Source organism: Gammaproteobacteria bacterium, assembly GCA_021648145.1.
In the GTDB taxonomy this organism is placed as follows: Bacteria; Pseudomonadota; Gammaproteobacteria; order JAADGQ01; family JAADGQ01; genus S141-38.
In genome coordinates, this window is the sequence record JAKITI010000008.1 from 66,954 (window position 1) to 92,776 (window position 25,823).

General features: G+C 43.6%; 25 protein-coding genes. 19 read left to right on the top strand and 6 right to left on the bottom strand.

Going from position 1 to position 25,823, the window contains the following annotated elements; all coding sequences use genetic code 11:
• Nucleotides 1-57: 57 nt before the first annotated feature.
• The 3 genes from L3J70_06775 (at nt 58) to L3J70_06785 (ending at nt 3,258) form a co-directional block, all read left to right on the top strand.
• The gene (locus L3J70_06775; protein MCF6236061.1) at nt 58-1,452 is read left to right on the top strand and encodes a hypothetical protein; all 1,395 of its coding nucleotides are present in this window, start codon (nt 58-60) and stop codon (nt 1,450-1,452) included.
• Nucleotides 1,453-1,595: 143 nt separating this feature from the next.
• On the top strand, nt 1,596-2,801 hold the full coding sequence (locus tag L3J70_06780) for a porin (GenBank protein ID MCF6236062.1): 1,206 nt from the start codon (nt 1,596-1,598) through the stop codon (nt 2,799-2,801).
• A gap of 10 nt (nt 2,802-2,811) precedes the next feature.
• Nucleotides 2,812-3,258, top strand: coding sequence for a phosphate ABC transporter substrate-binding protein (locus L3J70_06785; GenBank protein MCF6236063.1), 447 nt, complete (start codon nt 2,812-2,814; stop codon nt 3,256-3,258).
• 133 nt (nt 3,259-3,391) lie between these two features.
• Here L3J70_06785 and L3J70_06790 read toward each other — a convergent pair whose 3' ends face one another.
• The 6 genes from L3J70_06790 to L3J70_06815 all read right to left on the bottom strand — a co-directional run bounded on the left by L3J70_06790 (nt 3,392) and on the right by L3J70_06815 (nt 10,560).
• Nucleotides 3,392-5,563, bottom strand: coding sequence for a DUF11 domain-containing protein (locus L3J70_06790; GenBank protein MCF6236064.1), 2,172 nt, complete (start codon nt 5,561-5,563; stop codon nt 3,392-3,394).
• A 51-nt stretch (nt 5,564-5,614) separates the two neighbouring features.
• Nucleotides 5,615-7,714, bottom strand: coding sequence for a type IV pilus secretin PilQ (locus L3J70_06795; GenBank protein ID MCF6236065.1), 2,100 nt, complete (start codon nt 7,712-7,714; stop codon nt 5,615-5,617).
• A 67-nt stretch (nt 7,715-7,781) separates the two neighbouring features.
• On the bottom strand, nt 7,782-8,321 hold the full coding sequence (locus L3J70_06800; GenBank protein ID MCF6236066.1) for a pilus assembly protein PilP: 540 nt from the start codon (nt 8,319-8,321) through the stop codon (nt 7,782-7,784).
• A gap of 2 nt (nt 8,322-8,323) precedes the next feature.
• Entirely contained in the window at nt 8,324-8,917 is a 594-nt protein-coding gene (locus L3J70_06805; GenBank protein ID MCF6236067.1) for a type 4a pilus biogenesis protein PilO, read from the bottom strand.
• A gap of 6 nt (nt 8,918-8,923) precedes the next feature.
• Complete coding sequence (locus L3J70_06810; GenBank protein MCF6236068.1) at nt 8,924-9,490, bottom strand: PilN domain-containing protein; 567 nt, start codon at nt 9,488-9,490, stop codon at nt 8,924-8,926.
• Nucleotides 9,487-10,560 carry a pilus assembly protein PilM gene (locus L3J70_06815; GenBank protein MCF6236069.1) on the bottom strand — a complete coding sequence of 358 codons (1,074 nt, stop codon included), beginning with the start codon at nt 10,558-10,560 and terminating at the stop codon, nt 9,487-9,489. Before L3J70_06815 ends, L3J70_06810 begins: the two co-directional genes overlap by 4 nt.
• Before the next feature lie 251 nt (nt 10,561-10,811).
• On the opposite strand from L3J70_06815, the gene mnmG reads away from it, so the two are divergent.
• From mnmG to glmS, 16 genes are all read left to right on the top strand, one after another.
• Nucleotides 10,812-12,689: a tRNA uridine-5-carboxymethylaminomethyl(34) synthesis enzyme MnmG gene (gene mnmG / locus L3J70_06820; protein ID MCF6236070.1), complete on the top strand. Its 1,878-nt coding sequence runs from the start codon at nt 10,812-10,814 to the stop codon at nt 12,687-12,689.
• Nucleotides 12,690-12,692: 3 nt separating this feature from the next.
• The gene (gene rsmG, locus L3J70_06825) at nt 12,693-13,355 is read left to right on the top strand and encodes a 16S rRNA (guanine(527)-N(7))-methyltransferase RsmG (protein MCF6236071.1); all 663 of its coding nucleotides are present in this window, start codon (nt 12,693-12,695) and stop codon (nt 13,353-13,355) included.
• An 18-nt stretch (nt 13,356-13,373) separates the two neighbouring features.
• Nucleotides 13,374-14,153: an AAA family ATPase gene (locus L3J70_06830; GenBank protein ID MCF6236072.1), complete on the top strand. Its 780-nt coding sequence runs from the start codon at nt 13,374-13,376 to the stop codon at nt 14,151-14,153.
• Nucleotides 14,150-15,019: a ParB/RepB/Spo0J family partition protein gene (locus L3J70_06835; protein ID MCF6236073.1), complete on the top strand. Its 870-nt coding sequence runs from the start codon at nt 14,150-14,152 to the stop codon at nt 15,017-15,019. Before L3J70_06830 ends, L3J70_06835 begins: the two co-directional genes overlap by 4 nt.
• A gap of 71 nt (nt 15,020-15,090) precedes the next feature.
• Complete coding sequence (locus tag L3J70_06840) at nt 15,091-15,294, top strand: AtpZ/AtpI family protein (protein MCF6236074.1); 204 nt, start codon at nt 15,091-15,093, stop codon at nt 15,292-15,294.
• A gap of 89 nt (nt 15,295-15,383) precedes the next feature.
• On the top strand, nt 15,384-15,665 hold the full coding sequence (locus tag L3J70_06845) for an ATP synthase subunit I (protein ID MCF6236075.1): 282 nt from the start codon (nt 15,384-15,386) through the stop codon (nt 15,663-15,665).
• A 47-nt stretch (nt 15,666-15,712) separates the two neighbouring features.
• Nucleotides 15,713-16,564, top strand: coding sequence for a F0F1 ATP synthase subunit A (atpB, locus tag L3J70_06850; protein ID MCF6236076.1), 852 nt, complete (start codon nt 15,713-15,715; stop codon nt 16,562-16,564).
• A gap of 70 nt (nt 16,565-16,634) precedes the next feature.
• Nucleotides 16,635-16,925: a F0F1 ATP synthase subunit C gene (gene atpE, locus L3J70_06855; GenBank protein ID MCF6236077.1), complete on the top strand. Its 291-nt coding sequence runs from the start codon at nt 16,635-16,637 to the stop codon at nt 16,923-16,925.
• A 44-nt stretch (nt 16,926-16,969) separates the two neighbouring features.
• Nucleotides 16,970-17,440 carry a F0F1 ATP synthase subunit B gene (locus L3J70_06860; GenBank protein MCF6236078.1) on the top strand — a complete coding sequence of 157 codons (471 nt, stop codon included), beginning with the start codon at nt 16,970-16,972 and terminating at the stop codon, nt 17,438-17,440.
• Nucleotides 17,441-17,453: 13 nt separating this feature from the next.
• Complete coding sequence (locus L3J70_06865) at nt 17,454-17,990, top strand: F0F1 ATP synthase subunit delta (protein MCF6236079.1); 537 nt, start codon at nt 17,454-17,456, stop codon at nt 17,988-17,990.
• Between the two features lie 22 nt (nt 17,991-18,012).
• Nucleotides 18,013-19,554 (top strand): F0F1 ATP synthase subunit alpha, encoded by a 1,542-nt coding sequence (atpA, locus tag L3J70_06870; GenBank protein MCF6236080.1) that lies wholly within the window; start codon nt 18,013-18,015, stop codon nt 19,552-19,554.
• A gap of 12 nt (nt 19,555-19,566) precedes the next feature.
• Nucleotides 19,567-20,427, top strand: coding sequence for a F0F1 ATP synthase subunit gamma (atpG, locus tag L3J70_06875; protein ID MCF6236081.1), 861 nt, complete (start codon nt 19,567-19,569; stop codon nt 20,425-20,427).
• Nucleotides 20,428-20,526: 99 nt separating this feature from the next.
• Nucleotides 20,527-21,912 carry a F0F1 ATP synthase subunit beta gene (gene atpD / locus L3J70_06880; GenBank protein MCF6236082.1) on the top strand — a complete coding sequence of 462 codons (1,386 nt, stop codon included), beginning with the start codon at nt 20,527-20,529 and terminating at the stop codon, nt 21,910-21,912.
• Nucleotides 21,913-21,990: 78 nt separating this feature from the next.
• Nucleotides 21,991-22,413 (top strand): F0F1 ATP synthase subunit epsilon, encoded by a 423-nt coding sequence (locus L3J70_06885; protein ID MCF6236083.1) that lies wholly within the window; start codon nt 21,991-21,993, stop codon nt 22,411-22,413.
• A gap of 166 nt (nt 22,414-22,579) precedes the next feature.
• On the top strand, nt 22,580-23,944 hold the full coding sequence (gene glmU, locus L3J70_06890; GenBank protein MCF6236084.1) for a bifunctional UDP-N-acetylglucosamine diphosphorylase/glucosamine-1-phosphate N-acetyltransferase GlmU: 1,365 nt from the start codon (nt 22,580-22,582) through the stop codon (nt 23,942-23,944).
• Nucleotides 23,945-23,965: 21 nt separating this feature from the next.
• Complete coding sequence (gene glmS, locus L3J70_06895; protein ID MCF6236085.1) at nt 23,966-25,798, top strand: glutamine--fructose-6-phosphate transaminase (isomerizing); 1,833 nt, start codon at nt 23,966-23,968, stop codon at nt 25,796-25,798.
• Nucleotides 25,799-25,823 lie beyond the last annotated feature (25 nt).

A 25,823-nucleotide genomic window follows, 5' to 3' on the forward strand; every position in this document is an offset into this window, starting at 1 on the left:
ATTTTTGGAGTTTGTCCACGACCTTATGATACCGTTAAAAAATATAATAAAATGGGTATGTCTGAACGTAAAGAAGCGCTAAAACACCTTGATTCGCTGATATCTATTCTCAAATCCGAAGATGCTGATATTAGTGTGGACGATGTAAAGAATAAATATCAGCCAAAAGACTCATTAGTTAAACCTTTGAGTATGCTTGAGCGCAAAAAAGCATTTGAGCAGCTCAGGTCGCTCATATCGAAGTTTTGTTTTGCACCCAACCACTCGGATGAACTTTCGGCTATTCAGTTAGAAGATCTGCCAAACATGTTTCTGCTATTGGCCGAGCTGGCGGCAGAGGCGAGGGCGAGTGAAAAAAACCGGAAGGAGAAGAAAAAGTTATTGCATCTGGCGACGCTACTGCTGGGTCATTTGTTGCAAATGCCGAATGCCAGTCATTATCGCGTTCTTGGTTTGAATGACGGAGCAACTTTAGTGCAGATAGAGAAGCACTATCAATTGTTTTGTAAGCTGTTCTGGTTTGATGGAGATTTTGATCCACAACGAAAAAGCAGGTCACGCATTTCTACTGCCTATGCAGTTCTCAAGAACCCTGAGTTGCGGCATCAGTACAATAATCAACTCCAGCAGCAGTCTTTGTTTGCCACTCCTCGCAGGAAAGTGCGAAAAAAAAATGACCGGTGGAGTTTTGCTGCTGTTGCTATGCTGATGGTTTTGGGGGTGGCTGGAGCCATGTTCTATTTTGATAAAACCATGGAGACAGACGTAACTTCCTCTTCACAAAAGAGTATGTTGAAGCAACCAGAAAAAACACCTGCAACAGAAAAAGTTGTCTCTGAAATTCCAGCCCTACTTCAAACTGAGCAACAATTACAGACAGGCGTTGCTGAGCTAGATGTCCAGACTGTTGTTCCAAAGCCCGAGCAAGCGGAGCACTTACCTGTATCGGATCAACAAGAAATTTCAATGGCGGTGATACAAGATAACGATATCGCACCGATCAGCGTAGTCTCCGAGGAACCGGCCAGGCAGGAAGCTGTTCCATCAATGATACCGGCGCGTGACAACGTTGTTGTGGATCTACCGCCCAAGGTTGAATCACTTCCGTTGACCAGTTCAAGGTCGAAGAGTGAGGCGGAACAGACGGCTTTACTTGCTGAATCAGTATTAATCGAGAGTCATGGTGAGGAGGATGCGCTGCCTAGGGGTGAGTCGTTGAAGGATCAGATTGAGCAGGCAGCTCTACCTGCCGCATCAGCGAGCGAAAACTTTTCAGCCGTGGGTGTACTTCCTCCGTTGGAGGGGGCAAGCTTGAAGGATCAAATTGAGCGAACTGACCTACCTGCTGCGACATCCGTGCGTGATAATCCCGTCGTGAGTGTGCCGCCTGAGTCTGAGTCACCTTTAAGCTTGAAGGATCGGATCGAAAAGACCACCCTACCCTCTTTCTAAGCACGCGAAAGCTCTTCGGGCTGAGTGAAAATGGCAATGCTTTGGTAGGTCAGGGGCATTATTTAACCGTTGCTATTGATTTATAGGGCTATTAGAACTCATGGTGTTGTTGAGTTGAGTGTAGAAAAAAGGAAGTGAAAATAATGAAGAAAAAAAGTGTATTCGCCATGGCGTGCGCCTTGGCTTTGAGCGGTGGTAACGTTGCGGCTCAAATGCCTGTTCAGTTTAATGGCTTTTTGACAGCTGGAGTGACTAAAAGCGATAGCGAGTCACCGTATAGTCCCGGCCTGTATGGACGAGGCATTCGTGATAAAGCTGACTTTGAGACTGACACAGTTTTTGGTTTGCAGGTCAGATCTCAGATTGATGAGAAGTTGAGTGTTACGGGACAGTTTCTGGCAAAAGGAGGCGATGGCTCATTTGACTTGTCGACAGATTGGGCTTATGCCACCTATGCATTGACAGACGAAATGTCTGTGCGTGCGGGGCGCTTGCGTTTTCCAGCCTTTCTAATGTCAGAGTTTTTAGAGGTCGGTTATGCGTACCCATGGGCCAGACCTCCCGTTGAAGTATATGGGTTAGGTCTGTTGTCATCCTATATGGGAACAGACTTCCTTTATAATGTCGAAACGAATCTGATGGATATACAATTACAGCCATATATCGGTAACGTAAACGAAAATATCTCAAATAACAATGGTGATTTTCAGGTTGAAAGTGAAAATTTAATGGGTTTAAATATCGTGTTGTCGGGAGAGATTGCTACATTTCGTTTAGGTTATGCTAAAACCACGGCCAATGTCAGTGGTATTACCACGATTGTTCCAGATTTGAGTGACAAATTAGGAGGGGGAACGCACTCATTAACGGGAAGATTAGTTAATCTTCCCGTTGAGGATGCTACAACAGAGTTTGCATCTGTAGGCGCTACGCTCGATTGGAATAATTTTGTTGGTTACGCTGAATATGTTTCGTTAAAAATAGACACCGGAAATATCGTCATTCCTGCAGGGAAAATTGTTGGGCTGGAGGATCCTATTCCACCAATGGATACAGGTATTCCAGTGGTTGCTGACAATCATGGTTGGTATGTCACTCTGGGGTATCGATTTGATACTTTATTTCCTGCTATTACCTACGCAAAATCTATTTCAGATGAGGTAGGCGGTGAAGATCAAAAGTCAATTACATTGAGCATGCGTTATAACGTAGGAAGTAATTCTGCACTTAAAGTTGAATTGCAACAGATTGATGCGATGCGCAGGCTGACGGGTGCGGCAGGATATTTTTCAACAGACCCTGAAGATAAAGTTAACCTCTTGAGTGTTGTATACGATGTTGTATTTTAGGGGAAAGAACATGTTTTTAAAAAACAGATTAAAAAAGAAGAGCAGTATTTTGCTGATAGCAATGCTTTTTTCAGGAATTGTAAGTGCGGATATCTCCATTATTGTTCATCCTGACCATGCGGCATCGTCTATAGAAAGAAAAAATGTGAGCAGAATATTTTTAGGTAAGACGAAAAATATAATAGGAGCTGGGAGCGTGGTACCTGTTGATCAGAAGGAGGGGAGTGAGAGTCGGAAATTTTTTTATACAAAAGTGGTGAAAAAAAACAGGGTTCAATTGAAGTCTTATTGGACTAAACGAGTTTTTGCTGGCAGGGGTACTCCTCCTGAAATTGCAGGAGATGATGCTAGCATTGTTCAAAAAATATCGACAACTCCAAACTTTATTGGGTATGTTGATAGCAGTGTAGTCAATGATTCAGTTAAAGTACTCATGAGGCTTCGCGTAAAAAAGTAACGAACTCACTCTCTATCAAGCCAAATTCATTAGCCATAGCTATCTGAGTCACAACTTAAGATCGACTCTGAAACAAAAAAGCCCATTGATTATTAACGTCAATGGGCTTTAGTTAAGAATGAGGATTATGAAGTTAATTTACAACAGTATTAAGACCACCTTCATTATTTCCTGAATTTAGATCTCTCATTGTCGATGTTGCCGCAGCTTTATTTGTGATAACTTCAGCTGTTGTTAATATTGCATTTACAGTGACAGTCGCAGTGTCCCCATTTACAATATCTCCCAAATTACATACCAGAGGGCTACCAAAACAGTTGCCTGTCGCTGTATGGGATTGATATGTGGCTGAATCAGCAAGCGTTACAGTGACGATGACTCCTGCAGCATCATTAGGGCCATTGTTTGTTATCTGCACTGTATAGGTTTCTGTTGCGTTGAGTGTGGCGGTCGCAGGGCCAGTCATGCTCACAGATAAATCAGCCGAAGGCTTGGCTTCTTCTATGACGGAAATCGCAAGGCCACCTTCAACCCCTTTTGGAGTGGTAATTGAAATAATAGCGACACCACTGTCACCATCATCCTCTCCTTGACCTTCTATGGATATGCCGAAGCCAATACCGCCGTTATAGTTCGTATTGTTAATCGAAAAGGAGCCATCAGAAATTAATGTTCCCGCCGTTGTTTCTACTTTAACGGTTGTTCCCGCAGGCATGGGTTGATTATGCAGGTCAGAAAGTTGAACTGTTGTTGATCCAACGCCTCCATTGGGTATTGTTATGGTCGTTGGGTTAGCCGATAGATAGGCACCAGAGCCCGACATCACCAGAACTAAAGAGTCTCGTACATGGAGGGTTTGTTTTGCGCTGCAGAGCGTAGGGTGTTTGCAAAGTACGCCATTAAATTTACCATCAGCGGCATTGTATTGGCCATCTTCATTAAAATCGAAAAAGATATCCTGGCCTGAATTAAAAACACTGTTTTCATTAATATCAAGGAATGCTTCAGGCAAGTCGGTGAAGGCCTCTCCATCGTCAAATACAAAATTTCCATTCTCATCAGTAAAGCTTTCTTCGCCTACTGCTGTTGCAGTGATTGTAGCTCTGCCTCCATAGGGTTGACCCAGTGGCGCATCCCCTGATTGTGGGCCTATATTTGGTGCACCAGTTGCCACGCAATTGTTAAGTGCAACATCAATATCAGCACCCACGATTGAGTTGATACCAAGAGCCTGTCCACAAGGGCGAACGTCTTGGCTGGTCCAGATAACAGAGCAGGCACCTCCCGAGGTTAAACACGAGCCTTCGATGCTACCGCCTTCTGTTGTAAAGGTGATTGCAGTACCATCGGGTACAGGATTGTTAAAACGGTCGGCTAAGCGTGCAGTGACGGCAACTTCTACACCATCATGATTCCATGCCTCAGGGTTCAATGTAGTCGCACTGAGAGAGAAACTATTTTGATCAGGTAGACCCGTTGTAATAGTCAGCTGGTCTGATTGAGTTTTTAGCTGTGGTGAAGAGTTTGTAACTGTGGCAGTGATTCTTATCGGCGTAGATACGGTGCCTGATTGCACAACAGTCTGCACTTCGCCTTGGGAATTGGTTGTTCCCGTTTTGGGTGTTAGGGCAAGGCCGCCGATTGTTGTATTTAATGAAAAGATGACCTCTTCATCGGCCACGGGGCCGCCGACTGCATTGAGTACTTTGAAAATAACCGTGGATGTCTCTTCAAGTCCAGCGCCACCTGTACCTCTCAGTGCAATATTTGTAGGGGTGGCTGAAATAAATTGAATGGAACCCAGTGCTGCTGGAAGTACGTTAACCGTTCCTGTTGCTTGAAGAGGGATGCCACTGACAACGGCTGTCGCAATAATTTTGTCACTCCCTGAGCAACCTTTTGCAATATAGGTGCTGGAAGCTCTCCCTGCAAAAGTGGAGGCTGGAGAAGTCAGCTCTGAAAGCCCTGTTTTTTCACACTCGGAATTAAAGACAACATCAGTGGGTGTGGTATATAAATTGCCTGCTTCATCAACGAGGTCAACCGTAATGCCTGTCGATGCGCCAGCAGAAAGGGAGCTTAAGCCAATATCGAGTACTCCAGAAACAAACGAACTGCCACTGCCGCTACCAATTCGTATGATAGGATTGGTGGCCGTGTCACCGCCTGTCGAGGTGTTGTCACCCCCTGTTGAGGTATTGGTATTTCCTGGTGAAGGGTTGGCAGAATCACCATAAAAAGCATCCTCACTGCCGCATGCTGTCAAAAATAATAGTGCTACCGATATCAATAATCGTTTCTTCACAATGTACGACCTCCGTGTCTTCTATTCCTGTAATTACTTCAGGTTATATGATTATTTCAAAATTTTAGGTGTCACAAAAATTAGTATTTCATCTTTTGTATCAACGCGTTGAGTCCTACGAAAAAGTGCTCCCAGATATGGGATATCACCCAGGAGAGGCACTTGGCTTATATCCGTACGTTTGACCTGCTCGTAAACACCACCGAGTACCACCGTGTCTCCATTTTCAATGAGTACTTGTGTGGACACTTCTTTGGTATCAATGCTGGGAATTCCCTGAAATATTTGGCCGACACGATCTTTTTTTACGGTGATATCGAGTAATACTCGATCATCAGGGGTAATTTGTGGTGTGACTTTCAAGCTTAATACGGCTTTTTTGAAAGCAATGGCGGGCACATTACTTGCACCTGATGCTGGCGTGATATAAGGGATCTCCGTGCCTTGCTCAATGGTTGCTTCACGTTGATTTGATGTAATAACGCGAGGGCTGGAGACCACTTCTCCGCGGTTTTCTGCTTGCATTGCTGAGAGCTCAAGGTCAAGTAAGTAATCTGAGCCGAGAATAGCGAAGGCGATCTGCCCTGTGGGCGCGCTGACCGGTAAATTGACATTCAACCTGTCTGAAAGGCCAGGGAGAGATATAGGGAATGGGCTCGATGAGTTTTGTAAATTAGCCGCCGCACTAGTGGCCATGGTATTTACACCATTACCCGACGCGGTTGTCATCAAAGTAGAGCTTCCTTGCTGGCGAATGCCAGTGGCACCAAAGCGAACCCCCAGGTCTTTGCTGAAGCCATCATTGGCGATTACGATGCGTGATTCGATGAGTACCTGGCGTACCGGGATGTCGATTTGAGAGATGAGTCGTTTTAATTCGACTATTTTTTCAGGCGTATCAAGTACCAGTAAAGCATTTGTTCGGGTATCGACGCTGACCGAGCCTCGCGGTGAAAGTAAAGCGCTCTCTTCTTCTTTGATCAAATTAGCCATATTTTGTGCTTTGGCGTAATTAATCTGGATTAATTCAGATTGAAGAGCCGTAACTTCTTCGGCTTGTTTTTTTGCCTCAATTTCCTGCTTTTCTTGAGCGATCACTTCGCTGCTGGGGGCAATCATAATGACATTGCCTTTTTCCCGCATAGAAAGCCCGTGTGATTTTAAAATAATCTCCAAAGCTTGATCCCAAGGCACATTTTTCAAGCGTAATGTAATATTGCCATTGACAGTATCACTCGCAACAATATTGAACCCTGAAAACTCAGCAATAATATCAAGCACTGAGCGAATTTCAATATTTTGAAAATTGAGATCCAGCTTGTCTCCACTGTATTTGGTCTTTCGCTTTTCAGCAGCATCTTGCTGTGTTTGAGTCATGGGTGTGATCTCTATTGTAAAAGTATCACCAGATTGATAGGCGATATATTCACTATTTGCCTGTGTCCTGATATGCATTTGAGCGTTATTGCCTTGTTGGCGAGTATCAATGGTGTGCACGGGTGTGGCAAAATCAACCACATCAAGACGTTGCTCCAAGTTTTTGAGCACTTCAGTTCCAATAAAATCAACAATAAGCGTATTTCCCTTTTTTTGCATATTAATAGGAACTTTATTATTGGAAAGGGATACTGTTATACGACCTTCACTTGATGTGCCGCGATGAAAGTCAATATTACGAATCGTATTGTTGTGAGTATTGGCTGTATGCGACAGGTTTGAAGTTTTGCCCAAATGTGGAATAATTTGCGGCGTATTTGTTCCATGGCCTGCTTTTTCTCCGAGCGTGATATAAGCTCGGTTATCATGGACCGATATTTCATAAGGAACCATTTCTGACAAGTTAATAACGACTCGTGTCCGGCCTTTTGATTCAACCACCTGAGCATAGTGCACAGCCCCCGCATTAATTTTTTTCTTTTTCTTTTTGACGTTATTGCGGGTGTTGGGGAAATCCAGAGCAATACGTGATGGGTCATCAATCGTAAAACTGAATGGCACTGATGTCGGTTTAGATAACACCAGTTCAATTTGTACTCTGTTATCAGGCAAACTGGAAACATTAATATCTTCCAGGGAATTTGTTATTCCGGCAGAAAAAGCAGTGCCGGATGCGAAGAAAAGTACCAGCCAGATAGTTAAAAAATGTTTCATAAAAATATACATCCCTGTTTTGTTAATTGAAGCGACTTCCCTGCACCAACTATGTCGTTGTTAATTATTATTGGTTAAACGGTAAGTCCGTCAACCGTTCTTGCCACCCATTCATTCCATCAGGAACGATCTCTTTTAAAACTATTTTTTCATCACTGATTGTTGTAACCGTGCCAAAATTTTGCCCCATGTGGGAGCCATTTTTAACACGGGTTGTTTGGCCTTCAGGGGTTTTGATGAGTGCCCAAAGTATGCCTTTGAACTTAATGGTGCCTACCGCCTGGAGCGTATCAAGCGGAAAGCTTTCAAGCTCACTTCTCTTGCGCTGTGTATCGGGTATCAGGCTACCATCTTTTGAAGCCTGCTTTTGTTTTATTGCTGTGATGGCGAACCAGTGTTGAAACGGATCACGTAGGTGAGCCACGTCATAACTAAAGTTGTCAAAAGGTTTAATTTCAGGCAAAGGCTTGATTTTTCCACTAGGGCGTGATTGAACTTCGGCTACGTAGGCTTGTAAGTCTTCAAGTTCGTTGTTGCTGCAAGCAGAAAGTAGCAAGCAGCACATTAATAATAGTGAAGTTTTGCTGGCGATTGATCTGGAATACACGATTAGTTGCTCTCCTCTTCAAGATAACGGAAAGTTTTGGCCGTGGCCCGCATTGATAATTCCGTGTCTTTGTCTGATTTTCGGGAAATTTCGATATCGTGAAGCGTTACAATACGGGGCAGTGCAACAACATCGCTGACAAATGACCCAAACTGGTGATAATCACCTTTGACATTGATTTTAATGGGCAGCTCTGCATAAAAATCGACGGGGCGCTCTTTTTCTGGTTTAAATAACTCAAACTCCAGACCGTTGCTTAACCCCGCTTGAGAGATGTCAACCAAAAGCTCGGACACTTCTGTCTCTCCGGGAAGTTGGCGCAGCATTGAGCCAAAAGATCGTTTCATGTCGATTAACTGCTGTTTATAAGCATCCAGACTGGTGGCTTTATGTTGCTTGGCCTCAAATGTCTGCTTCAGTTGGTTCTCTTTTTTTTGAGCGGTTTCCAGTGTTTCCAGTTGACTCATGGTGTTGAACCAGATTCCTGCGCCCAATATAGCGATGATGAGTAAAATCACCATAAAAATTTTAACAGAGATAGCCCAGTCACCGACTTCGGTGAAATCTAGGTTTTTAAAGTCAGAAGAGAGACTCATGTCGATTTAATCCTCCTGCTTTGAAGCGTTGTTATGGCTGATCAAATCAACCCGCATGGTAAACTCAGCGGCTCGGCGACCTACTTTTTGATTCGCTTCAATTACATCAAGACGAGGGTTACTCAACCACGCTGAAGCATCCAGTTCACCCATGAATATAGATATGCTGGCATTGGATTGCGCAATACCTTTCAGTGTGACAATCGTTCCTTTTTGAGCAATACTCGTGAGCGATACTCCCTTGGGAAGGGTTTTTACCAATTCATCAAACAGGTGCACAATTAATGGTCGTCGACCTTGCAGGTCTTGAATGATATTCATTCGAGCCAGTAAATTCTCTTTTTCCGACTCAAGCGTACGGATCTCTTTTATTTTTTTATCCACTAATGTGATTTGTTGCTCTATATAATTGTTGCGTTGTGTCTGCTCTTCGATTTTTCCATTAAAATGTAAGTGCATATAAAAAACGATGACAGCCATCAAAATTGCGGTCGCAGTGAGCAGTGAATAGAACTGGCGCTCACGCTCTTTACGCTGGATTTCGCGCCATGGAAGTAAGTTAATGTGAGTCATTTTTTATCAAAGCTCCTCATGGCAAGCCCGCATGCAATCATCAGTGCAGGCGCATCAGCGTTGAGCGATTGAATTTTAACGTGTGGCGATAGTGACATATTGGAAAACGGGTTTGCAATTGATGTTGAAGTGCCTGTTTTTTCTTCAATCAAATCGGCAATATCAGGAATGGTGGCACAGCCACCAGCCAGAACAATATGGTTCACTTTGTTGTATTGGCTGGATGAGAAGAAAAATTGCAAAGCACGGCTGACCTGCTGGGTTATTGCTTCCTTGAATGGAGCTAGAACTTCTGGAATATAGTTGTCGGGCAATCCGCCCTCTTTTTTTGCAAGCCCAGCTTCTTCATAGGAGAGCCCGTAGCGTCTCTGAATCTCTTCGGTGAGCTGCTTGCCACCGAATACCTGTTCTCGTGTGTATATGACTTTTGCATCATGTATAACATTCAAAGTCGTCATTGTGGCTCCAATATCAACCAATGCGATTGTTTTTTCCTGCTTGGGAAATTGTGAGGCAATGAGTGCGAAAGCATTCTCCATTGCAAATGCTTCGACATCAATAACTTTTGCATGCATTCCACCTAATTCAACGGCGGCGACTCTGGTATCAACATTTTCACTTCGTGATGCAGCCAATAAGACATCAACTTTTTCAGGGTTATCCTGTGTGGGACCGATAATTTCAAAATCGAGATTAACTTCTTCTAACGGATAAGGGATATATTGATCCGCTTCGAGCTCTATTTGAGCCGCCATTTCTTTGTCAGAAATTTCCGCTGGCATGGTGATGATTTTGGTGATGACTGCTGACCCAGCCACGGCGGCAACGGCATTTCTGGAGCGTGTGCCGGAGCGATGCATGGCTCGTTGAACGGATGCAGCCACTGCTTCAAGATCGTTAATGTTTTTTTCAATTACTGCGTTGGCTGGCAATGGAGCAACAGCGTAACGTTCCACTTTGAAATGCGAACCTGCTTGGCTTAGCTCAACAAGCTTGACGGCTGTTGAGCTAATATCCAGGCCAATCAATGGCGATTTTTTGACACCCAGGAGTTTCTTTAAAAATTCCACAGCCCTGTCATTACTCCGTTATTTGTTTAGTCCGTTATGAAGTATCAATTATTACGACCCATTAGATACAAAACTTAACCTTGATTCAATATACGGCATAGATTATCAGTTAAGCGCTTGTTTCTGGATCGCCATCAAGTTCCAAAACCCACAAATAGAGAGGTGCGAATGTTGCCTGCTTCATAATCTTTGCGGTGATTGGGGGTGTGCATGATACTATTCAAGCTATACTTAAAAGTTGAATATAAGCTGTGAATTACCAAGAAAAATTTGATGTTATTGTTGTTGGCGGTGGCCATGCGGGAACAGAGGCAGCATTAGCTGCATCACGCGCGGGCTCTCGTACGTTATTATTGACTCATAATGTTGATACGCTGGGTATGATGAGTTGCAATCCAGCGGTTGGTGGTATTGGCAAGGGTCATTTGGTCAAGGAGGTTGATGCGCTGGGTGGGTTGATGGCGCATGCCATTGATATGGCCGGCATTCATTTTCGGATATTAAATTCACGCAAAGGGCCCGCAGTGCGTGCAACGCGAGCTCAAGCCGATCGAACCTTATATAAGCAAGTTGTGCGGTCAGTATTAGAAAATCAGTCGAATTTATCTATTTTTCAGCAAGCTGTAGAAGATTTAATTTTAGATCAAGAGCACGTTGCGGGTGTGGTGACGCAAATGGGGCTTAAATTTTTTGCGCCCAGTGTAGTGTTGACTGTGGGTACGTTTTTAACTGGGCGCATTCATATTGGCGAAGCCAATTATCAGGCAGGAAGGGCGGGTGACCCCGCAGCAAATGCATTAGGCCAACGATTAAGGGACTTACCCTTTCGTACCGGACGATTGAAAACGGGCACGCCCCCACGTTTAGATGGCAGAACGATTGACTATAGCAAGCTGGAGGAGCAGCCCGGTGATTCACCTGTCCCCGTATTTTCTTTTCTGGGGGAAAAAGAGCAACATCCTCGTCAAGTTTCCTGTTTTATTACAAAAACAAATGAAGAAACACACGAAATTATTCGCCAAGGGATGTCGCGTTCACCACTTTTTACTGGGAAAATTGAAGGGGTAGGGCCTCGTTATTGCCCTTCAATTGAAGATAAAGTGGTGCGTTTTTCTGATAAAAATTCACACCAAATCTTTGTGGAGCCTGAAGGCCTGGATACGCATGAGGTGTATCCAAACGGGATTTCCACCAGCCTTCCTTTTGATGTGCAGTATGATTTTGTTCGCTCAATGGCTGGATTTGAAAATGTACATATTGTTCGGCCTGGGTATGCGATTGAGTATGATTTTTTTGATCCGCGAGATTTAAAACCATCGCTTGAAACAAAAAATATTTCAGGGCTATATTTTGCAGGCCAAATTAATGGTACAACAGGTTATGAGGAGGCCGCTGCACAAGGGTTGATCGCAGGCTTAAATGCGGCACGTTTCGTGCAAGGGCTTGATGCCTGGTCACCGCGACGTGATGAAGCTTATATCGGCGTGTTGATTGATGATCTGGTGACTCAAGGCACACAGGAGCCTTACCGAATGTTTACCAGTCGCGCTGAACATCGTTTATTTCTCAGAGAAGATAACGCAGATTTGCGTTTGACACCTAAGGGGCGTGAATTAGGTTTGGTTGGTAATGAGCGTTGGAGCTCTTTTGAGAAAAAGCGTGAATTGATTGCGCAAGAGCAACAACGACTGCTGAGCACAGTTTTGCAGCCTGCTGCATTAAGCGAAGCTGAAAGTAAAAAGCTGTTTGGTGGTCGACTCAAAAGAGAGCATAAATTATCAGAGTTATTGCGTCGCCCTGATGTTGGCTACTTCGATTTGATGGCGCTGGAGAGTGCTGGGCCTGGGGTCAGTGATGAGTGTGTTGCCGCTCAAATTGAAATTCAAGCAAAATATTCGGGCTATATTGAGCGGCAACAGGTAGAAATTGAGAAGCATCGTCGTTATGAAGCGTTAATTATTCCCTCTGATTTTGAGTATAAAAAGGTGTCAGGCCTTTCTGTAGAGGTGCAGCAAAAGCTTGGTGATACTCGTCCTGTAACGGTTGGACAAGCGGCACGAATTTCTGGTGTAACACCTGCGGCAATATCTTTGTTAATTGTCTATATGAAAAAAGCAAAAAGTGCATGAAGTATGCGTAATTTTAATAGAGGGGCTTTACTTGAGCAGTTGGCTCAGGGGTGTGAGGAGTTAAATATTGCTCTACCTGAAAATCGCCAAAAAGCTTTGATTGAGTATCTTTATTTGCTGGTGAAGTGGAATCAGGCAATGAACTTAACAAGTGTTCGTGACCCTGATTCAATGGTTGTTCGTCACTTGCTCGATAGCTTGTCAGTTCTGCCTTATGTGTCAGGGAAGTATATATTGGACGTTGGTACGGGCGCAGGTTTACCCGGCATACCGTTGGCCGTTGCTTTGCCTGAGCAGCATTTTACATTGCTGGATTCACTTGGGAAGCGTACTCATTTTTTAATGCAGGTCGTTGCTCAATTGGGCTTGAAAAATGTAGATGTGGTACATTGCCGTTTAGAAAATTATAATGCACATCATGATTTTGATATTGTGGTGTCGCGTGCTTTTAGCAGTCTTCATAAATTTACATCTGAGGCAGTGGCGTATTGCGGAAAAGGCGGTAAGTTGCTTGCGATGAAAGGGTGTTTTCCTGATGAGGAGATGAATGCGTTGACCGGAGGTTGTGAAGTGCTTGCAGTGCATGCGTTAAAAGTCCCTGGCTTGGCTGCAGAAAGGCATGTTGTGGAGATTGGTTGTAGTCAATCAACGGCAACAAAAACTTGAGTGTTTCGAAATTCGATTATGATAATTGCAGTGACAAATCAAAAAGGCGGGGTTGGTAAAACAACGACAAGTATTAATCTTGCCGCATCATTAAGCTCAATACGTCGGCGGGTTTTGTTGGTGGATCTCGATCCGCAGGGGAATGCAACTACAGGAAGTGGCGTTGAAAAGGTGGCTCAGGACAGAACAGTCTATGATGTATTGTTAGGCCAATGTGATATTAAAGATGCAATAATTTCTGTGGGTGAGGCGGGTTATATGCTACTGCCCGCTAATGCTGATCTGACGGCTGCTGAAGTTAAGCTTATGAATATATTTCAGCGTGAACAGCAGCTTAAATGGGCGTTGGATAAGGTTACAAAAGATTACGACTATGTTTTTATTGATTGCCCTCCATCATTGAATATGCTGACCGTGAATGCAATGGTCGCTTCGCAAGGAGTTATTATTCCTGTGCAATGTGAGTATTATGCGCTTGAGGGGTTGACGGCATTGATGGATATCCTTGATCAGATTAGAGTCTCTCTCAACCCTGGTCTTCAGGTTTTTGGTTTGTTGCGTACAATGTATGATCCGCGAAATAAATTAGCCAAAGAGGTTTCAGAGCAGCTGCTCTCCCATTTTGGCGCTAAAGTTTATAACGCAATTATTCCGCGCAATGTGCGGCTTGCAGAAGCGCCTAGTTATGGGACTCCAGCGATGCATTATGATGGTACTTCGGCTGGAGCAATGGCCTACCTAGCATTGGCGGGTGAGATGATTCGTAAAGAAAAAATTCAAGGTTCAGTGGAACGATGATTGCAAAGCGTAGAGGGTTAGGTAAAGGCTTGGGTGCATTGTTGGGTGATGTCCGGCCGGTTTTAAATGAGCCTCATGTCACGAATGACAATAGTGAGTTACGCATTTTGCCTGTTGATATGGTTCAGCGGGGCAAGTATCAGCCGCGTATTGATATGAAGCAGGAGACGCTGGAAGAGCTGGCTAATTCGATTCGGGCTCAAGGGGTTGTTCAGCCTATTGTTGTTCGAGCTATTTCCGATAAAAAATTCGAAATAATAGCGGGTGAACGGCGTTGGAGAGCTTCGCAGATGGCGGGATTGCAAGATATTCCGGCTGTCGTGCGTGATGTGCCGGATGAGACGGCCATTGCAATTGCTTTGATTGAAAATATCCAGCGGGAAGATCTAAATCCTGTGGAAGAGGCCAGTGCGCTGCAAAGGTTAATTGAAGAGTTTTCGTTAACGCATCAAGAGGCTGCTGAAGCGGTGGGGCGGTCACGTACTTCAGTCACAAATTTGCTGCGTTTGCTGGATTTGCATGAGCATGTGAAGACCATGCTAGTGAGGGGTGAGCTGGAGATGGGGCATGCACGTGCTTTGTTAAGTTTAACAGAAAAAGAGCAAAAGCAGGCTGCAACCAAGGTTGTTAAACGTGGTTTGACTGTACGGGAAACGGAGCATCTGGTTCGGTCAGTGCTGGCTGGGTCAGATCAGCCTGAAAAGCATAGATATATTGATCCAGACATAAAAAAACTAGAAGAGACTCTGTCGGAAAAGCTTGGTGCTGAACTAAAAGTTCAACACAACTCCAAGGGGAAAGGGCGTGTCACTATTCACTACAATAGTTTGGATGAACTGGATGGTATTTTGGCTCATTTAAAATAAAGGATTCTCCACTTGCGGCACAATTTACTTATCGCTATACTCCTCTACCGAAAGTTTGTAGGTGCGTGTTGTTGAATAGTGAGAAAGACAAGAAGGCATCGCTATTGCTTGTCGGTGTGGGCACTATGTTGACCTCAATAGTTGTGAGTGGATTTTTGTTGGGGTATGGCGTTGATTATTGGCTGGAAACCACACCCATGTTCATGTTACTATTCGGCGCGCTTGGCTTTGTTGGCGGCGGCCTTAAGGTTTATAAGCTTTTGAGTCGGTTGTGATGGATGTTACAGCTCAGAGGCTCGCAGCAGAGAGTCGCAAGGTTATTAAAGTTCAGTTACTAGTAATTTTAGTAGTTGCTGGAGTTTTTATGTATTTTTCGGGCACCTTGCATGGGGTGTCTGCTGTCGCTGGTGGTGCAGTCAGTTTGATTGCGACTCTAGTTTCATGGGGAAGTATGAGGTGGTCTTCTTCTTTATCGCTTCGTAACCCCAGTGGCAGTCAGATTATTTTATATGTGAGCGCTGCATTTCGTTTTGTGCTGGTGCTCGTTATGTTTGTTATCTGCTTGGCGGTGCTTGAATTAGCGCCTCTGGCGGTTGTAGTTGGTTTTTCTCTGGCACAGTTGGCTTATATAGCAGGTGTGCGCTGATGAAATTTATTTTAGTCTAGATAATTAGGGACTCGGGGGACAAAGCATTGGCTGAAGCAGCTTCTGGTGGTGGTACCGTCCAGTATATACAGCATCATTTAACTAACCTGTGTGCAGGGCAGTGTGATCCGATAACACATAAAGCAACAGGTTTTTGGGCGTTGCATCTGGATACGATCTTTTTTAGTTATGCGCTTGCGGCGCTGATTATGGTGGTTTCATGGCGCTTGGGACGGAGTTTAGTCTCTGATACACCCAGCGGCTTTCAAAATTTTGTAGAGACGATTGTTGACTTTGTTGCTCAGCAGGTTAGAGATACATTTCCTGGTCATAATCCATTGATTGCACCGCTTGCCTTGACTATATTCGTTTGGGTATGGTTGATGAATGCTATGGATTTAATTCCTGTTGATCTGTTGCCAGTGCTGGCGAACTCAATATTTGGTATTGAATATTTGAAGGCGGTGCCAACTACAGATTTAAGTGCGACATTTGCGATGGCTTTGGTTGTGTTTGCACTGATTGTCTATTACAACATCAAAATAAAAGGCCCTGTAGGCTATCTTAAAATGTTTTTATTCCATCCGTTTGGTAAGTTTTTCGTGCCAGTTAATATTGTGATGTCGATTATTGAAGAGATTGCTAAGCCACTTAGTCTCGGTTTACGTCTTTTTGGGAATCTATTTGCGGGTGAGCTTGTCTTTTTGTTGATTGCATTAATTGGTGGAACCATGTTTGTAACCGCAGGCCTGTTGGGCGGTATGTTTTGGGGTGGGTTGCAGGTACTTCTCGATTTAGGATGGTTGATTTTCCACTTACTAGTTATTACGTTGCAGGCATTTATATTTATGGTATTGACGATTGTCTACCTGGGAATGGCTCACGTTGAAGATCATTAGTTTATAAAACTGGTGTTTTAGGAAGTTTTATTATCGTTGTTTTTATGTTTAATTTTGGAGGAAATAAATAATGACAGCCGACATGTTATCGATGATCTATGCTTACACCGCAGTGGGTGTAGGTGTGATTTTGGCAGCAGCAGGTATGGGTTCAGCTATTGGCTGGGGTCTGATTTGTGCGAAAACTCTGGAAGGCATTGCTCGTCAGCCAGAAATGCGCCCTGCTTTAATGACGAATATGTTCATCTTTGCTGGTTTGATGGAATCTTTTCCTTTCATCATTTTAGCGTTCGCTATGTGGTTCTTGTTCGCCAACCCGTTCGTTGGTGCTTTGGAAGCTGCCATTATGGCAATAGGCTAGGTCATATTGACTAGTCTGAGCCAGTTTGGGCGAGGAGGAACGAAATGAATATTACCGTAACTCTTATCTTTCAAATGATTGCGTTTATCTTATTGATATGGTTTGTCAATAAGTATTTGTGGACCCCGGTGAATGCCATGCTGGAAGATCGTCAGAAGCGTATTGCGGATGGTCTGGCAGCGGCTGAAAAGGGTAAGCATGAGCAAGAGTTGGCAGAGAAGCATGCTAAAGAGACTTTGAAAGAAGCAAAGACTCAAGCAGCTGAAGTGTTAGCTCAAGCTGAAAAGCGTGCATCAATTGTCGTTGAAGAATCTAAAGAAAAAGCACAGGTTGAAGGTGATCGTATAAAAGCGTCAGCTCAGTCTGAGATTGATCAGGAAGTCAGTCGTGCGAGAGAGCAATTACGCGGCCAGGTCGCAGAAATTGCTGTCGCAGGTGCATCAAAGGTTCTTGGTCGTGAGATTGATAACAAATCTCACGATAAATTGATGAAAGATTTGATTAAGCAAATATAATGAGTGTTGAGTAATGGCTGAGAAAAGCACAATCGCAAGGCCGTATGCTCAGGCTGTATTTGAAATGGCTAAAAGTCAAAAAGACTATTCCGGTTGGTCTAATGGTTTGGAATTGGCAGCTTCTGTAGCCGTCAATCCTGAAATGCAAGCTGTGGTTTCTAACCCTCGCTTGTCAAAGGATCAGTTGGGAAAGCTATTCCTGGGTGTTTGCGGAAAAAATCTTGGTAAGCCGGTAGAAAACTTGATTCGTCTACTGATTGATAATAATCGATTATCATTTTTACCAGAGATTGTAACACTTTATGAATCTTATCGAGCTGAAGCTGAGGGAACAATAGAGGCTGAAGTTATTTCAGCATTTAAAGTAACCAATGCGCTGCAGATAAAAATTGCAGAGGCCTTAAAGGCGCGGCTGGGGCGTGAAGTGAGTTTGACTTGTTCCATAGATGAAAGTCTATTGGGTGGGGCAATTATTCGCGCGGGTGATTTAGTTATTGATGGGTCTGCAACTGGACAACTGCAAAAGCTAGCTAGCGCATTGTCACGTTGATGGCCGTATGGGGAAAAGCAAAATGCAATTGAGTGCTTCCGAAATAAGCAATTTAATTAAAAAGCGCATTAAAAATTTTGAAGCTGTAACCGAAGCTCGTACGGAAGGAACTGTTGTCAGTGTGGCTGACGGTATTGTTCGTGTCCACGGGCTGGCAGATGTAATGCAAGGGGAAATGATCGAATTTCCTGGCGATACATACGGTATGGCTTTGAACTTGGAGCGTGATTCTGTAGGAGCTGTTGTTTTAGGTTCTTATCTGCACATATCTGAAGGTGACACTGTAAAGTGTACTGGACGTATTCTTGAAGTTCCTGTTGGTGAAGCGCTATTAGGGCGTGTAGTCGATGCTTTGGGTAACCCGATTGATGGTAAAGGGCCTGTTGAAGCGTCTGGAACTTCGCCTATTGAAAAGGTTGCGCCTGGTGTTATTAGTCGTAAATCAGTCGATCAGCCTGTGCAAACAGGTCTGAAGGCTGTTGATGCGATGATTCCAGTTGGGCGTGGTCAGCGTGAGTTAATCATTGGTGATCGTCAAACGGGTAAAACAGCAGTTGCTATCGATGCAATTATCAATCAAAAAGGCACAGGTATTAAATGTATCTATGTTGCGATTGGTCAAAAAGCATCTTCTATTGCCGCTGTGGTACGCAAGTTGGAAGAGCATGGTGCATTAGAGCATACAATTATTGTATCAGCTGCTGCGTCAGAATCTGCTGCAATGCAATATATTGCACCTTATTCAGGTTGCACAATGGGAGAATACTTCCGTGACCGTGGCGAAGATGCGCTGATTGTATATGATGATTTAACCAAGCAAGCTTGGGCATATCGTCAAGTCTCTTTGTTACTTCGCCGTCCACCTGGTCGTGAAGCTTATCCTGGTGATGTATTTTACCTTCATTCTCGTTTGCTTGAGCGTGCGGCGCGCATTAATGCTGAGCATGTTGAAGCAATCACTGGCGGGAAAGTTAAAGGCAAGACAGGCTCTTTAACTGCGCTGCCTATTATCGAAACCCAAGGCGGAGATGTATCTGCATTTGTACCAACGAACGTAATATCTATTACTGATGGTCAAATCTTCCTTGAAACTGATCTGTTTAACTCTGGTATAAGACCAGCGATTAATGCAGGTCTTTCAGTTTCTCGTGTGGGTGGTGCAGCACAAACCAAGATTATTAAAAAGCTTGGTGGTGGTGTACGTCTTGATTTAGCTCAATATCGTGAATTGGCCGCATTCGCTCAATTTGCATCTGATCTGGATGAAACAACACGTAAGCAGTTGGAGCGCGGTCAACGCGTGACTGAATTGATGAAACAGGCTCAATACTCTCCTTTGAGTGTTGCACAGCAGGCGGTTTCTCTATTTGCTGCGAATGAAGGTTTTCTTGATGATGTAGAGCTTGAAAAAGTGGGTTCTTTCGAAGGTGCATTGCTTTCTTTTATGGGATCTGAGCATACTGATTTAATGAAACGTATCAACGATACGGGTGATTTTAATGATGAAATTGCAAAGGGTTTGAAGACTGCACTTGAGAGCTTTAAAGCAAATCAGGTCTGGTAAAGGGGACTCGTTATGGCCGTTGGAAAAGAGATCCGCACTCAAATCAAGAGTGTAAAAAATACTCAAAAAATAACGCGTGCCATGGAGATGGTCGCGGCGAGTAAAATGCGGAAAGCTCAGGAGCGAATGACTGCTTCAAGGCCTTATGCAGAAAAAATTCGTAACGTAATTGGTCACCTTGCACATGCACATCCTGAATATAACCACCCTTATTTGACCTCACATGATGAGGTCAAACGAGTGGGCTATATTGTGATTTCATCCGACCGGGGCTTATGTGGCGGGTTAAACCCGAACCTTTTCAGGGCTACGATTAATTCTGCAAAAGAGTGGAAAGAAAAAGGTGTTGAAGCCATTTATTCTATTATTGGTTCAAAAGCACTGTCATTCTTTAAACGCTTTGCAGATATTCAAGCTCAGATTACACAGTTAGGTGATACGCCTTCTGTGAATGACATCATTGGTAATGTTAAGGTGATGCTGGATGCTTATGATAAAGGCGAAATTGATCGGCTTTATGTGGTGAATAATGAGTTTGTTAATACAATGACTCAAACACCAAAGGTTCAGCAATTACTACCAATCGTGGCGAGTGATGAAAAGGAGCTTGAGCACCATTGGGATTATCTTTATGAGCCTGAGGCTAAAGATGTCCTGGATGCTTTGATGACTCGTTATATTGAGTCACTCGTTTATCAAGGCCTTGTTGAAAACATTGCTTGTGAGCAGGCGGCTCGAATGGTTTCAATGAAAAGTGCTTCTGATAATGCGGGTAGTGTTATTGACGATCTTGAATTGGTTTACAATAAAGCGCGTCAGGCGGCAATTACTCAAGAGATATCAGAGATCGTTGCGGGTGCAGCAGCAGTTTAATTGATGTTTGCAAGTGGTATTTTGGTTGCACAAGTGGTGAAAACAAAGCACTTTAAAAGTCAAACTTGTCACTTCACAATTTTAAGGGGAACTGGATAAATGAGTTCAGGAAAAATTTCACAAATCATCGGCGCAGTAGTTGACGTAGAGTTTCCGCGTGACGCTATGCCGAAGATATATGATGCGTTGAAAGTTGAAGAGACCAGTTTGGTTTTGGAAGTTCAGCAGCAGTTAGGTGATGGTGTTGTTCGAACCATTGCTATGGGTTCAAGTGATGGTTTACGTCGTGAACTATCCGTGTCTAATTCAGGTGCGCCGATTTCTGTGCCAGTGGGTCAGAAAACTTTGGGTCGTATCATGGATGTGCTGGGCGATCCTATTGATGATAAAGGCGACATCGGTGAAGAGGAGCGATGGGCAATTCATCGTAAGGCTCCTGCCTATGATGAACTGGCAGCAAGCTCTGAACTGCTTGAAACAGGCATCAAAGTTATTGACTTGATATGCCCTTTTGCTAAAGGCGGTAAAGTCGGATTGTTTGGTGGTGCGGGTGTAGGTAAAACCGTTAATATGATGGAGCTGATTCGCAACATCGCCATTGAGCATAGCGGTTTTTCTGTATTCGCGGGTGTTGGTGAGCGTACTCGTGAGGGTAATGACTTCTATCATGAAATGACAGACAGCAACGTAATTGATAAAGTTGCGCTGGTGTATGGTCAAATGAATGAGCCTCCCGGAAATAGATTGCGAGTTGCTCTAAGTGGCTTGACAATGGCAGAATTCTTCCGTGATGAAGGCCGTGACGTACTGTTATTCGTTGACAATATTTATCGTTATACCTTGGCAGGAACAGAAGTATCAGCACTGTTGGGTCGTATGCCATCAGCGGTAGGTTACCAGCCGACTCTAGCGGAAGAGATGGGCGTTCTTCAGGAACGTATCACTTCAACTAAAACGGGTTCGATTACATCAATTCAAGCCGTTTATGTTCCTGCAGATGATTTGACTGATCCGTCGCCGGCAACAACATTTGCTCATTTGGATGCAACGGTTGTATTGTCACGTCAAATTGCAGAGTTGGGTATCTATCCTGCGATTGACCCTCTGGATTCTACAAGCCGTCAGCTTGATCCATTGGTTATTGGACAAGAGCATTATGATGTGGCTCGTTCGGTTCAGGGGACATTGCAACGTTATAAAGAGCTGAAAGATATCATTGCTATTTTAGGTATGGATGAGCTTTCAGAAGAAGATAAACTGTCTGTAGCGCGTGCTCGTAAAATTCAACGCTTCTTGTCACAACCTTTCTTCGTTGCTGAAGTATTTACAGGTTCACCAGGTAAATATGTATCATTGAAAGATACTATTACTGGTTTCAAAGCAATCGTTGCGGGTGAATATGACCATTTGCCGGAGCAAGCGTTCTATATGGTCGGCAGTATTGATGAAGCCGTAGAAAAAGCTAATAAGATGGATTCTAAGTAATCAATCTTAAAGGTTCTGGGGCTGTCATTTGGGTTTCTTTAAGCAGGTGATAGCTCTGTATATAGCAGGAGGATAATGATGGCCATGACAATGCATGTTGATATTGTAAGTGCTGAAGGTGAAATATACTCTGGTACTGCTGAAATGATATTTGCGCCAAGTGAAATGGGAGATTTAGGTATTTTACCTCGTCATACTCCATTATTGGCAAAGCTAAAACCCGGTGAAGTTGTTATTAAAACTTCTGAGGGTGAAGATTCAATTTATGTTTCGGGCGGTATGCTTGAAGTGCAACCCCACGTTGTCACGGTTTTATCGGATACTGCTGTGAGAGCTAAAGATATTGATGAAGCAGCAGCAAATGAGGCAAAACAACAAGCGGAAGAAGCTTTGAAAAATAGAGGCTCTGAAGTTGATTTGGCACATGCTGAAGCTGAGCTGGCTCAAGCAGTTGCACAGTTGCAGTTGTTAGATAAATTGCGTAAAGCAGGAAGGCGTTAAAGTTGTATTTTTAGATTCGGTATTTTCAAAAATACACTTTGAAAGATTCCAAGGGCCGTTTTCATACGGCCTTTTTTATTTCAGAAAAGCAATCTAAAGTGTCTTAAAGGTTTATAGTTTAACTCCTGATAATAACAACGTTGTGGAATAATAAAGGTTTATATCAATGAAGTTAAGTGTGGTTATTCTTGCTGCTGGCCAAGGAACTCGAATGCGTTCAGCACTTCCCAAAGTACTGCATTCTCTTGCGGGTAAGCCTTTGTTAAGGCATGTAGTAGATACGGCAAGAAAATTAGGTGATGTGGATGTTCATGTTGTATATGGGCATGGGGGTGAAGTTGTCAAAGATAGGCTGAAATCTTATGAAATCAATTGGGTAGAACAATCTGCGCAGTTAGGTACTGGCCATGCCGTTGCACAAGCGCTACCAACTATCCCTTCGGAAAACATAGTTCTTGTGCTGTATGGTGATGTGCCTCTCACACAGCTTGATACTCTAAAATCATTAGTTGATGCCGCACATAATCGAAGTTTGGGGCTATTAACCGCCTACTTGGACAATCCGGCTGGCTATGGCCGTATTATTCGTGATAAGTCTGGAGCTGTAAGCTGTATTGTTGAAGAAAAAGATGCATCTGAGGCAGAAAAAAGTGTCAATGAAATTAATACTGGAATGCTTGTTGTTGCGGCTGATTTACTGAAGAAGTGGTTGCCAGTATTAGACAATAAAAATAGCCAGGACGAATATTACTTAACAGATATTATTGCAATGGCTGTAAAAGATGGTATCAACATTAATGCAGTGAACCCAGAGTCACCCATGGAAATTTGCGGTGTGAATAATAAATCACAACTGGCAATGCTTGAACGTTACAAACAGCAGCAGCAGGCTCAATTACTACTGACTCAAGGAGTGACACTGTATGACCCTTCACGTTTTGATTTGCGTGGAAAGGCGACTATTGGTCGGGATGTAGTGATTGATGTTAATGTCATTTTTGAAGGCGATGTTTCGATTGGTGACGATACCTATATTGGACCCAATACAGTCATTAAAGACAGTCAAATCGGCTCAGGTGTTCAAGTATTATCTAACTGTACCATTGAAAACAGTATTATTGGTGATTGCAGTCATATAGGTCCGTTTGCGAGACTTCGACCTGAAACACGTTTGGCCGAAAATACTAAAATAGGAAATTTTGTTGAAATTAAAAAAGCAGTTGTTGGCGCGGGTTCGAAAGTTAATCATTTGAGCTATGTGGGCGACTCAACCATTGGCAAAAATGTCAATATTGGTGCGGGTACTATTACTTGTAATTATGATGGGGCCAATAAGCACCATACGGTGATAGAAGATCATGTTTTTATCGGTTCTGCTTCACAGTTGGTGGCTCCTGTTACGATTGGAGAAGGTGCAACGGTCGGTGCGGGTTCAACCATTACCAAAAATGTAGGAGCCAATGAACTGACCTTGAGTCGAACAAAACAGACAACGCGATCAGATTGGCAACGTCCAACAAAGAATAAATAGTAATAAAAAGGTATAAATAGTATGTGTGGCATTATTGGTGCAGTAGCAGAGCGGGACGTTGTTCCTATTCTTATTGAAGGTTTAAGGCGACTTGAATATCGGGGCTATGATTCTGCAGGCATTGCAGTTTTGGAGGATCAGGGTGGCCTAAAGCGTCTCAGGGCTAAAGGCAAAGTGAGTGAGCTTGAATCCATTATGGAGTCAGATTCGATATCTGGGCATGTGGGGATTGCTCATACACGCTGGGCAACCCACGGTAAGCCTAGCGAAAAAAATTCACACCCTCATGTTTGCAGGAAAAATATTGCAATTGTGCACAATGGTATTATTGAAAACCATGAACTGCTTCGCTCTGAGCAAATAGAAAAAGGTTTTGAATTTACGTCTGAAACAGATACTGAAGTCGTTGTTCACCAGATTTTTGAGCACTTTGAAAAAAGCAATGATCTTCTGGATGCTGTTCAACAAACAGTAAAAGACCTTGAAGGTGCGTATGCTCTAGGTGTTATTTGTAAATCAGAGCCTCAGAGATTAATTGCAGCACGACGTGGCAGTCCACTTGTCATTGGCGTGGGCATTGGAGAGTATTTTATTGCATCTGATGTTGCCGCATTGCTGCCAGTGACGCAGCGTTTTATTTTTCTTGAAGATGGCGATATTGCTGACCTGACACGGGAATCTCTGACGATTTTTGATGAACACGGCAAAGTTATTGAACGGCCAATCAATGAAAGCGAATTGACTGTTGATGCGACAAGCAAAGGCCAATATCGTCATTATATGCTGAAAGAAATTTTTGAACAGCCACGTGCATTGGCAGAAACTTTAGAAGGTAGAATGACCAGCCAAAAAGTTTTAGACAGTGCTTTTGGCCAGGGTGCCGCTGAGATATTTGATCAGGTTAAAGGGGTGCATATTATTGCGTGTGGCACCAGTTATCATGCGGGCTTAATTGCACGCTACTGGTTGGAATCCATTGCAGGTGTTCCGTGCAGTGTGGAAGTGGCCAGTGAATTTCGTTATCGAAATCCCGTTGTTCGCCGTAATTCATTAATTATTTCTATTTCTCAATCAGGTGAAACAGCAGATACATTAGCTGCGCTTGGAGAAGCAAAAAAACGAGGTTTTGGTTACTCCTTAGCTATTTGCAATGTGCCTGAAAGTTCATTGGTTAGAGCCTCGGACTTGTCTTTGATGACGCGTGCAGGCCCTGAAATTGGTGTGGCTTCAACAAAAGCGTTTACAACACAGTTGGCTGCATTAATGTTGGTGGTGGTTGTTTTGGGTCGACGTCATGGGATGTCAGAACAAACAGAGTCAAAACTTGTTAAGCAGCTTCAAAGTCTGCCCGCTAAAGCTGAGCGGGCGCTGGAGTTAAATAGTGCGGTAAAGGCTTGGGCTGAATTTTTTGCAGATAAACATCACGCACTCTTTTTAGGGCGTGGAGCTCAATACCCTGTTGCCATGGAAGGAGCGTTAAAGCTTAAAGAGATCTCTTATATTCATGCTGAAGCTTATCCTGCGGGCGAGTTAAAGCATGGCCCATTAGCGCTCGTTGATGATGATATGCCCGTAATTGCGGTTGCACCGAATGATGAGTTGCTGGAAAAGCTTAAATCCAATCTGCAGGAAGTGAGTGCGCGAGGTGGAGAGTTATTTGTATTTGCGGATGAGTCTTCGGGTATGAAGGAGTCTGAAAATGTACGTGTTTTACATGTTGATTCAACTGAAGATGCAATTGCACCGATTATCTATTCAATACCATTACAATTGCTTGCGTACCACGCAGCAATTTTGAAAGGCACGGATGTTGATCAACCACGTAATTTGGCTAAATCAGTGACGGTTGAGTAGTATTTTTAAGAGCTTAGGGTCGTAA

Bases quoted from the DNA above. Each gene is read 5' to 3' on its own strand.
- L3J70_06860 (MCF6236078.1), top strand. From the start codon at position 16,970: ATGAATATTACCGTAACTCTTATCTTTCAAATGATTGCGTTTATCTTA.
- rsmG (MCF6236071.1), top strand. From the start codon at position 12,693: ATGCGTAATTTTAATAGAGGGGCTTTACTTGAGCAGTTGGCTCAGGGG.
- L3J70_06830 (MCF6236072.1), top strand. From the start codon at position 13,374: ATGATAATTGCAGTGACAAATCAAAAAGGCGGGGTTGGTAAAACAACG.
- atpA (MCF6236080.1), top strand. From the start codon at position 18,013: ATGCAATTGAGTGCTTCCGAAATAAGCAATTTAATTAAAAAGCGCATT.
- L3J70_06810 (MCF6236068.1), bottom strand. From the start codon at position 9,490: ATGACTCACATTAACTTACTTCCATGGCGCGAAATCCAGCGTAAAGAG.
- L3J70_06780 (MCF6236062.1), top strand. From the start codon at position 1,596: ATGAAGAAAAAAAGTGTATTCGCCATGGCGTGCGCCTTGGCTTTGAGC.
- glmU (MCF6236084.1), top strand. From the start codon at position 22,580: ATGAAGTTAAGTGTGGTTATTCTTGCTGCTGGCCAAGGAACTCGAATG.
- atpE (MCF6236077.1), top strand. From the start codon at position 16,635: ATGACAGCCGACATGTTATCGATGATCTATGCTTACACCGCAGTGGGT.
- glmS (MCF6236085.1), top strand. From the start codon at position 23,966: ATGTGTGGCATTATTGGTGCAGTAGCAGAGCGGGACGTTGTTCCTATT.
- atpD (MCF6236082.1), top strand. From the start codon at position 20,527: ATGAGTTCAGGAAAAATTTCACAAATCATCGGCGCAGTAGTTGACGTA.
- L3J70_06835 (MCF6236073.1), top strand. From the start codon at position 14,150: ATGATTGCAAAGCGTAGAGGGTTAGGTAAAGGCTTGGGTGCATTGTTG.
- L3J70_06885 (MCF6236083.1), top strand. From the start codon at position 21,991: ATGGCCATGACAATGCATGTTGATATTGTAAGTGCTGAAGGTGAAATA.
- L3J70_06785 (MCF6236063.1), top strand. From the start codon at position 2,812: ATGTTTTTAAAAAACAGATTAAAAAAGAAGAGCAGTATTTTGCTGATA.
- atpG (MCF6236081.1), top strand. From the start codon at position 19,567: ATGGCCGTTGGAAAAGAGATCCGCACTCAAATCAAGAGTGTAAAAAAT.
- L3J70_06805 (MCF6236067.1), bottom strand. From the start codon at position 8,917: ATGAGTCTCTCTTCTGACTTTAAAAACCTAGATTTCACCGAAGTCGGT.
- L3J70_06845 (MCF6236075.1), top strand. From the start codon at position 15,384: ATGTATTTTTCGGGCACCTTGCATGGGGTGTCTGCTGTCGCTGGTGGT.
- L3J70_06775 (MCF6236061.1), top strand. From the start codon at position 58: ATGTCTGAACGTAAAGAAGCGCTAAAACACCTTGATTCGCTGATATCT.
- L3J70_06795 (MCF6236065.1), bottom strand. From the start codon at position 7,714: ATGAAACATTTTTTAACTATCTGGCTGGTACTTTTCTTCGCATCCGGC.
- L3J70_06865 (MCF6236079.1), top strand. From the start codon at position 17,454: ATGGCTGAGAAAAGCACAATCGCAAGGCCGTATGCTCAGGCTGTATTT.